Consider the following 11,124-nt stretch of genomic DNA (forward strand, 5'->3'; position numbering starts at 1 on the left):
CTCCCTCTAAACCGGACAAGCAAGTTTCCGAGCATCCGGCTTGCCATAATTTATCTTCTTGCGAAGACTAACTTTATGTTACCACTTGTTAGTTGTTTATTTTATTATCATGTTTTATTATATTTGATCAAATAAATAGTAAAATTATTTCTATCTTTTAAAACCAACTAGAACAACAATAATTCGGAGACAATTTATGAAGATTATCAACAATATCCAAATAATTCAATATTTTAAACAAAGAAATTTTATAATTTAAAGAACTTAATAAAATATGATTAGGATAATTAACAAGAAAATCTGAAGAATATCTTGATTCTTGTAAAATAATTCTGTTATTTTGACAACTAATAGCATAAAAATAATCTGAATTAATTTTAATTTTCGGAGTCAAACAATTTCGATCAAAACCACTAGATAACAACAATAAACTACTGATCTTAAATAAAGGAATTTTTAATTCTAAAGCTAATAATTTCGAGGTTAAAACCCCTATTTTAGTACCAGTATAAGAACCAGGACCACAACCCACTATAATTTTCTTTATGTTAAATAAATGTATAGAATTAGCTTGTAAAATCTTATTAATTAACGGTATCATACAAGATACAAAGCTTTTAGATTTAGCATTAATACTTATATCTAGAATCTCTTGTTCGTGCGTCAAAATAACTATTTGCATATCTGTGGAAGTATCTATAATTAAAATATTTTTTTTAAAAAATAATGGATAGTTATATATTTTTTTTTCTATTTTATTTATCATAATCTTTTTTTATTAATTTTCGACATTTTTTTGTTCTATTGTGATTAATCTACTGTTATATTTTAAAAATTTAATTTCAATTTTGAAATCACATAATTTTTCGATTTCATTATTTAAATAAGTCGATTCTATTAAAAGAATATCGCCTATACTTAAATATTCAAATACTTCTTCTAATAAAAAAACTAATTTACTATTATTTTCGAAACGAAAAAGATCCATATGAAATAATTTATTGTTATCAAAGTTATAAATTTTAAAAAAATTAAAACTCGGACTATTAACCCTTAAAATTCCTAATTCCTGAGCAAAACCTTTGACAAAAATAGTCTTACCTATTCCCATTGATCCTTGAATAAGTAAAATATTTTTTTTTCTTTTATATAATTTTGTAAATATAATTTTTTGGGCTAAAAAAATACCAGCCATTTTAGTTTGTATCGATTTTAAACATATTTTATTATAAATAATTTTCATTTTTAATTCCATTTTGTAAATTGCAACAGTATATTATTCAAGTTAATTTTAAAATAAAATTTATATTTTGATTTTAAAAAATATCTCCTTATAAAAAAATATAAAAAATTTTTTCAAAATCCGATTTCTATCTTTAAACTAGATGAAAATTTTTTTAACTCTAATTCTAACTTTATAATATTATATTTTTTCAAAATTGTATTAACTTATTTGAGAAAATAAAAAAATATTAATCTAATTAAGAGATTATAGATACTTAATCTATTTTTTGAACATCTTCTTGTTTTTGCACTACTACTACATTAATTAATTTATCATCTTCTTTTAATTTGAATAACCTATTGCCTTGAGTATTTTTGGATTTAGTAGTCGAAACTTTATTAGCTTCAATACGAATAACTTGACCCAAATGAGAAATTAAAATTAATTCTTCATTCGGAAAAATAGTTTTTAAAGTTACTAATTTTCCTTTTTTATCAGTAATTTTTAAAGTTTTAACGCCTTTGCCGCCTCGTTTTTGAGGTTTATAAAAACTTGCTTGAGTTTTTTTACCATAACCAAATTCTGTTACTACCAAAATATCTTGTTCCGGATGAGAAACAACAGCTGCACCTACAATTTGCTCATTTTTATCCATACGCATACCGATAACTCCAGTACCTCTACGATGGGTAGTTCGAATAAAATTTTCTTTTAAACGAATAGATTTACCGCCAGAACTAGCTAAAATAATATCTTGATGACCAGAAGTTTTCAATACTGCTAAAACTTCATCATCTTCTTTTAAAGCGAAAGCTATTTTACCATTAGATCGGATATTAGCATATTCTTGAATAAGGTTTCTTTTAATAAATCCTTTTTTGGTCACCAATACCAAATAATCTTTATTATTAGTAAATTCTGTTACACTTGTTAAAGTAGTTAAAAATTCACCTTTAGCTATAGGAATTAAATTAACCAAAGGGATACCTTTAGCATGACGAGAATAAGAAGCTATTTCATAACCTTTAATCTGATACACTTTACCTTTATTAGTGAAAAACAATTGATAATCGTGTGTGGAAGTTATAGCGAAATGCTCTACAAAATCATTTTGATTCATAGTAATTCCTATAACACCCTTACCACCTTTATTTTGTTTTTTATAAGTATCCAAACTTAAACGTTTAATATATCCTTTATGAGTAATAGTAATTAAAATTTTTTCTTTTTCGATTAATGATGATTCATCTATATCTAAATTATGATTTTCTGTATTAATAACAGTTCTACGCGGATCTTGAAAAATTTTTTGTAAATTTAATAAATCTTGCTTTAAAATTTGTTCTTTTAAAGAAATAGAATTAATGATATTTTCGCATTCTACAATTTTTAATGATAATTCTTTATTTTCTTGTTTAATTTTCTCTATTTCTAAATTAGTAATTCTTTGTAAACTCATTTCTAAAATAACTTTACTTTGCGGTTCATCCAATTGATATTTTTCCATTAATTGAATTTGTGCTGATTTGGCATTAGATGAAGCTTTAATCAATTCAACTACTTGATCAATATCATTTAAAGCAATAATTAAAGCTTTTACTAAATGTTGTTTTTTAAGAGCTTTAGATAATTCGAATTTTTTTTGACGTTGAATAACATTAATACGAAAATCCAAAAATTCTTTTAACATTTGTTTTAAATTAACTATTTTAGGAACACCTTTTACCAAAGCAATCATATTAAAATTAAAGGAAACTTGTACTTGAGAATTTTTATATAAATTATTAAGAACTACATGAGGATTAATATCTCTTTTCAAATCAATAACAAGTTTAATACCTTTACGATTAGATTCATCCCTTAAATCTGTAATTCCATCTATAATTTTTTCTTTAGCCAATAAAACAATAGATTCAATTAAACTACTTTTTTTAATTTGAAAAGGTATTTCGGTAATAATAATAGAATTTTTATTTTTATCATTTTGAATTATTTGCGCTTTAGATCGGATAAAAATACGTCCTTTACCAGTATCATAAATATTTTTTAAATTATCAGCACCTAAAATTTCACCTCCTGTAGGGAAATCTGGTCCTTTTATATATTTCATTAATTCCTTTACTTCTATATCCTTGTTATTAATAAAAGCAATTAAAGCATTAACAACTTCTTTAAAATTATGAGGTGGTATATTGGTAGCCATACCTACAGCAATACCAGTAGAACCATTCACTAAAAGATTAGGAAATAAAGTTGGTAAAACAGTAGGTTCTTTTTCGTTACCATCATAAGTATCAATAAAATCAACAGTTTCTTGTTCGATATTACGAATTAATTCTATAGCTATTTTAGACATTCTAGCTTCTGTGTAACGCATAGCTGCTGCTGAATCTCCGTCAATAGAACCAAAATTACCATGACCTTTAATTAAAGGATAACGATAATTAAAATCCTGCGCCATACGAACCATAGCTTCATAAATACTATTATCTCCATGAGGATGACATCGTCCCATAACGGCTCCCACTACAGCTGCAGACTTTTTAAAACGTTCTTGATTAGCTAATCCTAAATCGTTCATTATATACAAAATTCTTCTTTGTACCGGTTTCATACCATCTCTAACATCAGGAAGAGCTCTTCTAACAATAACACTCATAGCATAACTTAAAAAAGATTTTTTCACTTCTTCATTTATATCTACTATTTCAACACGATTAAGATTAATTTTAGAATCTAAAGGATTATATTCTTCATTTAAATGATCATTTTTTTTTATTTTTTTTAATATCATATTTTACGCCTTTTTTATTAATAATTAGTTTGTTTTTCATTTATTATTTTAAATAACTAGTAAATCTAATAATTATAAATATTAAATTAAATATCTATATCAGCATAAGTAGCATTTTCTTGAATAAAAATTTTCCTATTGCTAACCTCTTCGCCCATCAACATAGTAAAAATTCTATCAGCTTCTACCGCATCTTCTAATTTAACCTGTAATAACGTTCTAGTTGCAGGATCCATAGTAGTTTCCCAAAGTTGTTCTGCATTCATCTCCCCTAATCCTTTATATCTTTGGACAACAATTCTTTGAGAATCATTTTTGCGATTTATAAAATTTTTTAATTCTTGTTCTGTATAAAAGTAAAAAATTTTTTTATTATTTTGTACCTTATATAAAGGAGGTTTAGCAAAATAAATATAATTATTTTCAATTAAAGGTTTAAATTGTCTAAACAAGAAAGTCAATAATAAAGTTCTTATATGAGCGCCATCAACATCAGCATCTGTCATAATAATAATTTTATGATAACGTGCTTTAGAAATATTAAATTCCTTGTCAAAACCTGTACCAAAAGATTGAATTAAAGAAAGAATTTCATTATTAACTAAAATTTTATTTAATCGAGCTTTTTCGACATTAATAATTTTACCTCTTAAAGGCAAAATCGCTTGAAAAGCAGAATCTCTGCCTTGTTTAGCAGAACCACCTGCAGAATCACCTTCAACAATATATAATTCTGCCAAAGCAGAATTTTTAGTGCGACAATCAGCTAATTTTGAAGCAAAACTTAAATTATCTAAAGGAGATTTTTTTCTAGTAATTTCACGAGCTTTTTTAGCTGCTACTCTGGCTTTAGCTGCTAATAAACATTTATCAATAATTTTCTTAGCTTCTTGTGGGTTCTCTAATAAATAATTTTCCAAAGCCAGACCAAAATTTTTAGAAACAAATTGTCTTATATCATAATTACCTAATCTAGCTTTGGTTTGACCTTCAAATAAAGGATCATAATGTTTTAAAGCAATGATAGCTGTAATTCCTTCCAAAGTATCTTCGCCAATAAAACTAAAATCTTTTTTTAATAAATTTTTATCTTTAGCATATTTAGATAAAACTCTATTTAAAGCCATTTTAAAACCTTCCTCATGAGTTCCACCTTCATGCGTAGGTATATTATTTACAAAAGAATAAATATTAGAAATATAATTTTCATTATATTGAAAAGCAATTTCTAAAAAAATATTATTTTCCGAACTTTCTTGATAAAAAGGTTGATTTAAAACTTTTTTATTTTCATTTAAATATTGAAGATATTCTTGAATACCGCCTTTTGAATAAAAATTAATAATTTGAGAAGGTTGAAAGCGCAAATCTTCTAGAATTAATTTAACATTTTTATTTAAAAAAGCTAATTGTTGTATTCTTTTTTTTAAAACATCTAAACTATAAGGAGTATCTTTAATATCTTGAAAAATAGTTTCATCAGGTAAAAATGTAATAGTAGTTCCTCTTTTATCAGTATCTCCCACAATTTGTAAAGATGAAGTAGGTACGCCTTTTTCATACTTTTGATAATATATTTTACCATTCAAAAAAATTTCCACAATAAACCAATTAGATAAAGCATTCACTACAGAAGCACCTACGCCATGTTGACCACCCGAATAACTGTAATTTTTAGAATTTGGAGTATTTTTAAATTTTCCACCAGCATGTAAAGTAGTTAGAATAGTTTCTACAGCTGATTTGTTAGTTTTAGGATGAATGTCTACAGGAATACCCCTGCCATTATCAGAAACACTAACTACATTATTCGGAAAAATTTTTAAAATAATTTCTGTAGCATATCCTGCTAAAGCTTCATCTATAGAATTATCTATAATTTCCCAAATTAAATGATATGCTCCTTTCATAGTAACGGAATCAATATACATCCCTGGCTTTTTACGCACAGCTTCTAAACCTTCTAAAATTTCAATACTAGAAGCGCTATATTCATTTATATTTTCTTTATTTTTTTTATCATTTTTGCTCATTTTATGAAATTTAATTTTCTCCCTATTTATATTCATTTAATCCAATTAAAAAATATATTTCAAATTTATAGTTTTTATTTTTTGATTTCATACAAAATAATTTAAAATTTTTTTAATACAATAATATTACTTTCCAAATTTTTAAATTTAAATTAAAAAATGTGTTAATAATTATAACACATAACAATTAAAACTTATTAAAGCAGATATTTTTAGAAACTATAAAAAATATTTTCGATATAATCTTTTTTTTTAAAAAAATTTAATATTTTACATTTACTTATTTTTCATACTTAAAATATACAAACTAATCATTAATTTATAATTTTAAAACCTAAAATTTAAATTAATATTAATAATATAAATTAAATTTAATTTAAAGAACGTAATTTATATTTTGTATCAAAATATCCTAAAATATTGAAACATTAATCGAAAAATGTTAAAATATTGGTATAAAATGTATGATTTTTTAAATAAAAAAAACATATAATTTTTGCATTTTATTTAAATAATTGAGGGAGAAAAATGCTTAAAAAAATCCAATTAAAATTTATTATATTTTTATTGTTAAATCTTGTAGTAGTTAATTTTTTCGGTTTATTTATAAATAAACAAGGTAATTTATCTAATTCTAAATTAAGTAATGTAAAAGCTTTTTTTGATATTAATTGGAATTTTTTTTCTAAACCAAAAACAATAACAAAATATCCAAAATTAATAACAGAACAAAGTTTACAAAAAAAAATAACCGAATACGAACAACATATTCAAAATCTAACTCAAACAATAAATGATATTTGTAATAAAACTAATTTATTTCTAGTCCAGCTCAAATTAAAAGAAATAAAAAATCAGATGAACGATTTAAATAATAAAAAAGCAAAACTTTTATTAACCACCAGTAATTATTCGATTATTTTAGATAAAATAAATATAGATTTAGAAAATCTTAAGAACAGAATAAGTCTAATACAATCCCAAGAAAATTCGGATAATCCAAAAAACTCCGATTCTTCCGAAAAAGAATTTTTTATAAATACACAAAACAGATAATAAATAACCCTATTATCAAAAACCATTAACTAAATATCTGATTATTATCAAAAAAATATTAGCTTATATTTATAAAAAATAATTTTAATTAAAAATATTTTTAATACTTAACGTTACCAAATAATAAAATTTCAATAAATTGCTTCATTATTTTCGAAATTAACGCAATTAAATGATAAAAATAAATTCGAGATAACATTGTTAAAAACAATGATTATACAGAAGGTTGTGTCAATAATTTGATAATAAATATGATGATAAATATTAAAGAATGGTTAAATCGCTTTCCTTTTGAAAATTATTGGTGGATATATTTTTTAAGCATTTTTATGTTTTCAGAAATTATTAAAATAGTACTTAAAAAAATTTTAACTTTTCTATATCGTATTTTATTGTTAAATTTCAATTTTATTTTTAATATTCAAGAATATAAAAATAAAGATAATCAAAACTCTGAATTAAATTCAAAAACAGAAATTCCTCAATTTTCTATACAACATCCATCATCAAATGAATTATATAAAGATAAAAATTTAACCTTAATAGAATTAAAAATGCTAGAAATTAATCGAAAAGAAAACGAAAACAAAAATAAAGAACAAGCTTTTCGTCTTGAATTAAATCAATATAAAATGGAAACAAAAATAGAATTACAACAACAAAAAAACTACTTCGAACAAGAAATGCTTAAACAACAGATAAAAAATTTGGAAACAGAATTATTAAAAATTAATACAAAATCAAAAATTTATCATGACAATTCATCAATACAAAAAGATTTAAAAAATAATAATTCAGAAAATAATAAAAATTTATCTCCAAATATATTAAAAAATATAGACTTAAAATTTATTGACGAGGCGCTTAAAAAACAAATACCCGAAAGCTTAAAAAAAATTTTTGACCAAATGGAAAATTTTGCTGAAATACAATTATTTATGTTAAATAATATGCCTATAGAAAATCGTAATAATTTTTCTAATGTATCTCATTCTTATTATGACTCGAAAAATAAAGCTTTATACATAGATCCCAAAGATTTAATATTTGTTAAATCATTATTAATAGAAAAACAAAAACAGTTTAAACAAATAAAACAATAATTTTAAAGTTATTTAAATTTATTTATTTTAATAAACATTAAATATATTTTTTTATTTATAATTCATGTATAATATGTAATGTTATTAACTTTTTTAATAATGAAAATTTTAATAATTTTTGTGGCGGTTGTGGCGAAATGGTTAACGCATCGGCTTGTGGCGCCGACATTCGTGGGTTCGATCCCCATCATCCGCCCCAAATTTGATTAAATTCTAAGTTAATCAAAAAATTAATCCAAATAATTTTAATTTTTTGCATAGAAGGCCCATAGCCAAGTGGTAAGGCAACGGACTTTGACTCCGTCATTCGTTGGTTCAAATCCAGCTGGGCCTGCCATAATTTTTACTTTTAATATTTTTAATAATTAAGTTTATTAAAAAAAATTTTTTTTATAAAAATAAATTACGATGTTGCGGGTGTGGCGAAATTGGTAAACGCACTAGACTTAGGAGGGCGCTAGTTCGAGCATAAATTAAAGAGGTTTTTAGGCCCCTCACTTTTAATGGTAATAAAAGTACTTCGATGAATTAACCTGAATTCGAAAGAATGAAAGGGAAAATAGCATATTCATAAATGTTTAGTATATAAAAAAATAAAATCGTTAATTTTAATATTTATCAAAAAATATACGCTAAACATAAGAAGAAGATAAAATAAGGTTGAATATTTAAGTGAAGAGCAAAGAATGATGGTTTAGTTCTAAAGCTTTAGGAAAGGTTAAACGATATATTCCAAAATACCTAAATAGATAATTAGATAATTACTCTCAAGATCCTAAAGTAATTATAATTACCAATAAAGAATAAAATGTTTATTCAATTATCTACATCAAGGTAAATTTAATGATTTTACCTATTATAAGACTCCAACCGCTATTTATCATTAGCCTATAATTTATAGCTACCTAGGAAAACCTAAAATTATTTTTTTATTTTTTATAAAGTAATTAAGGTTGCAGAGCTGACATAGTAGTCGGAGGGTTTTTGTCCTCTCAGGGAGAATAGGAAAACTATTTACAAGGCGAAGGGAAGCAGAAAGATTAAAAAATAATAAATATTTTTTTATCACTTTTTAAATGATAATTTTTATTTTGTTATAAAACAATTTATAAATGCGCAATATAAATTAAATAAAAAATATGTTTTTAATCTAAACAAATAAAAAAATTTATTATGTTGAATTCGGAAAGCCGGATGCATGGAAACATGCCTGTCCGGTTTGGATGGGGGCTAACCAAATATAATAAAGGTTTTCTATCCATATTCTAGCGCTTAAGCTTGCAGGTTCGAGTCCTGTCACCCGTACCAAATATTTTATTTAGGGATATGATGTTAATGGTAGCATAATGGTCTCCAAAACCATGAGTTCGGGTTCGAATCCTGATATCCCTGCCAAATTAAATAGCAAAATATTGAAAAAATAATCTAATTTAAATAAAAAAAGAAGGTGTATATATCCTTCTTTTTTTATTTAAATTCACAGTTATTTGGAAATTTTCAAATTTATGAAAAATTAAAAATTATAATCTTATGAAATGACTGGGAAAAATCAAAAAATAAAATCTTCATCTTTTAAACTTTCACTTTTCATTTTTTGATAACCATTACCTTTCATAGAAAAATAATCCATTGTTTTAGTTTCTGTATTCAATCCGTTTAAAATAACAGGATTAATGTCTTCATAAGGAAAAATTTGTTCTAAACCTAAATTTAATAAAGCTTTATTAGCGTTATAACGGACAAATTTATTAACATCATCTACTAAATTTTTTTGATAAAGTTCGGAAGTTAACAATGTTTGTTCTTGATATAATTGGAATAAAAATTTTTCTAACCAATTATATAAACTTTTTTTTTGCTCTACATTAAAAGTAGAATATAAATGTTTAGCTAATCTGCCAGTATAAACTCCATGAACACTTTCATCACGAATAATCAAATTAATGATCTCTCCGGCTTGCATTAATTTGCCTTGGCCATAAAAATATAAAGGATAATAAAAACCACTATAAAACAACCAAGTCTCTAAAAATACTGAAGCTACCAGAGCTTTCCATTTTATTTCGCAAAATTCATAACTATTTAAATAAACAGAATTATTTTTATTAATAACTATTTTTTGATCTAACATTTCATAAACATTAATAATTAAATTTAAAATATTCTGTAAATTTTTCTGTTTCACGCCCCAAGAAAATAAATCATCAATTTCATTTTTATTCAAAAAAGTCATAAAAATATTAGAATAACTTTTAGCATGAACAGCATTTTCCATAGCTCCCATAAAACTAAGAGTAGCTTTTTTTTGATGCTCTTCGGGTAAACAAGATCTAACCAAAACAGGCATGCCTATATCTCCTTGATAAGTATCTAAAAAAGTTAAAACTAACAAATTGCGAGAATAAGTTTTTTGTTCTTCGTGAGATAAAGTGTTCCAAATATGCAAATCACTTTGTAAACTAATATCTTCTGGACGCCAAAATTGACTTAAATTTTGTTCATAAAAATGATGTGTAAATTCATCATCTAAATTATTCCAATTAGCACCTTGATAAATTATTTTTTTGAAATTCATATATTTAAACTCATTCCTATCTTTTTTAAAATTATTAAAATTTAAAAAAATTTTAAAAAACTAATTAATTTTATAATTGTATAATTCAAATTTAAAAATTCTTCATAAATATTTTTAATAAAAAAACTTTATTTTCCTTTATTAACATTTAAATTATAATATTGACGAATAGTTAATTCTAATTTATTTGCAAGATCTGAATTTTTCATTAAAAATTCTCGAGCCTTTTCTCTACCTTGACCAATTTGTTGTTCATTATAGCTATACCACATACCATTTTTTTTAATTAAATTTAAACTTACTGCTAAATCTAAAATTTCACTAATTTTAGAAATACC

7 protein-coding genes, 3 tRNA genes and 1 pseudogene are annotated in these 11,124 nt (G+C 23.8%); 5 read left to right on the forward strand and 6 right to left on the reverse strand.

The genetic code is table 11. The features are described 5' to 3' along the window. Positions 1-157: 157 nt before the first annotated feature. From tsaB to OC698_RS01905, 4 genes are all read right to left on the reverse strand, one after another. Positions 158-766 carry a tRNA (adenosine(37)-N6)-threonylcarbamoyltransferase complex dimerization subunit type 1 TsaB gene (gene tsaB / locus OC698_RS01890; protein ID WP_304513039.1) on the reverse strand — a complete coding sequence of 203 codons (609 nt, stop codon included), beginning with the start codon at positions 764-766 and terminating at the stop codon, positions 158-160. 12 nt (positions 767-778) lie between these two features. Further along, positions 779-1,243, reverse strand: a complete 465-nt coding sequence (gene tsaE, locus OC698_RS01895) for a tRNA (adenosine(37)-N6)-threonylcarbamoyltransferase complex ATPase subunit type 1 TsaE (RefSeq protein WP_304513040.1) — start codon at positions 1,241-1,243, stop codon at positions 779-781. A gap of 256 nt (positions 1,244-1,499) precedes the next feature. After that, positions 1,500-4,019 carry a DNA gyrase subunit A gene (gene gyrA, locus OC698_RS01900; RefSeq protein WP_304513041.1) on the reverse strand — a complete coding sequence of 840 codons (2,520 nt, stop codon included), beginning with the start codon at positions 4,017-4,019 and terminating at the stop codon, positions 1,500-1,502. A gap of 86 nt (positions 4,020-4,105) precedes the next feature. Then, on the reverse strand, positions 4,106-6,052 hold the full coding sequence (locus OC698_RS01905) for a DNA topoisomerase subunit B (protein WP_304513045.1): 1,947 nt from the start codon (positions 6,050-6,052) through the stop codon (positions 4,106-4,108). 528 nt (positions 6,053-6,580) lie between these two features. Here OC698_RS01905 and OC698_RS01910 point away from each other — a divergent pair. The 5 genes from OC698_RS01910 (at position 6,581) to OC698_RS01930 (ending at position 9,606) form a co-directional block, all read left to right on the forward strand. Next, entirely contained in the window at positions 6,581-7,108 is a 528-nt protein-coding gene (locus OC698_RS01910) for a hypothetical protein (RefSeq protein WP_304513042.1), read from the forward strand. 239 nt (positions 7,109-7,347) lie between these two features. After that, positions 7,348-8,211 (forward strand): hypothetical protein, encoded by an 864-nt coding sequence (locus tag OC698_RS01915; RefSeq protein WP_304513043.1) that lies wholly within the window; start codon positions 7,348-7,350, stop codon positions 8,209-8,211. A 123-nt stretch (positions 8,212-8,334) separates the two neighbouring features. Then, positions 8,335-8,410: transfer RNA gene (locus tag OC698_RS01920), tRNA-His, on the forward strand. A gap of 63 nt (positions 8,411-8,473) precedes the next feature. After that, positions 8,474-8,548: transfer RNA gene (locus tag OC698_RS01925), tRNA-Gln, on the forward strand. Positions 8,549-9,531: 983 nt separating this feature from the next. Beyond that, positions 9,532-9,606: transfer RNA gene (locus OC698_RS01930), tRNA-Trp, on the forward strand. 154 nt (positions 9,607-9,760) lie between these two features. On the opposite strand, the gene nrdF is transcribed toward OC698_RS01930, so the two are convergent. Beyond that, positions 9,761-10,786, reverse strand: a complete 1,026-nt coding sequence (gene nrdF, locus OC698_RS01935) for a class 1b ribonucleoside-diphosphate reductase subunit beta (RefSeq protein ID WP_304513044.1) — start codon at positions 10,784-10,786, stop codon at positions 9,761-9,763. Between the two features lie 128 nt (positions 10,787-10,914). Beyond that, positions 10,915-11,124, reverse strand: a pseudogene (locus OC698_RS01940) (recombinase RecA); the annotation flags it as partial.

The sequence above is a fragment of the Candidatus Phytoplasma gossypii genome (assembly GCF_030586975.1).
GTDB classification, from domain to species: Bacteria; Bacillota_I; Bacilli_A; order Acholeplasmatales; family Acholeplasmataceae; genus Phytoplasma; species Phytoplasma citri.

Coding starts and splice junctions, on each gene's coding strand:
- gyrA (WP_304513041.1), bottom strand. CDS start 4,019: ATGATATTAAAAAAAATAAAAAAAAATGATCATTTAAATGAAGAATAT.
- OC698_RS01905 (WP_304513045.1), bottom strand. CDS start 6,052: ATGAGCAAAAATGATAAAAAAAATAAAGAAAATATAAATGAATATAGC.
- OC698_RS01910 (WP_304513042.1), top strand. CDS start 6,581: ATGCTTAAAAAAATCCAATTAAAATTTATTATATTTTTATTGTTAAAT.
- tsaE (WP_304513040.1), bottom strand. CDS start 1,243: ATGAAAATTATTTATAATAAAATATGTTTAAAATCGATACAAACTAAA.
- nrdF (WP_304513044.1), bottom strand. CDS start 10,786: ATGAATTTCAAAAAAATAATTTATCAAGGTGCTAATTGGAATAATTTA.
- tsaB (WP_304513039.1), bottom strand. CDS start 766: ATGATAAATAAAATAGAAAAAAAAATATATAACTATCCATTATTTTTT.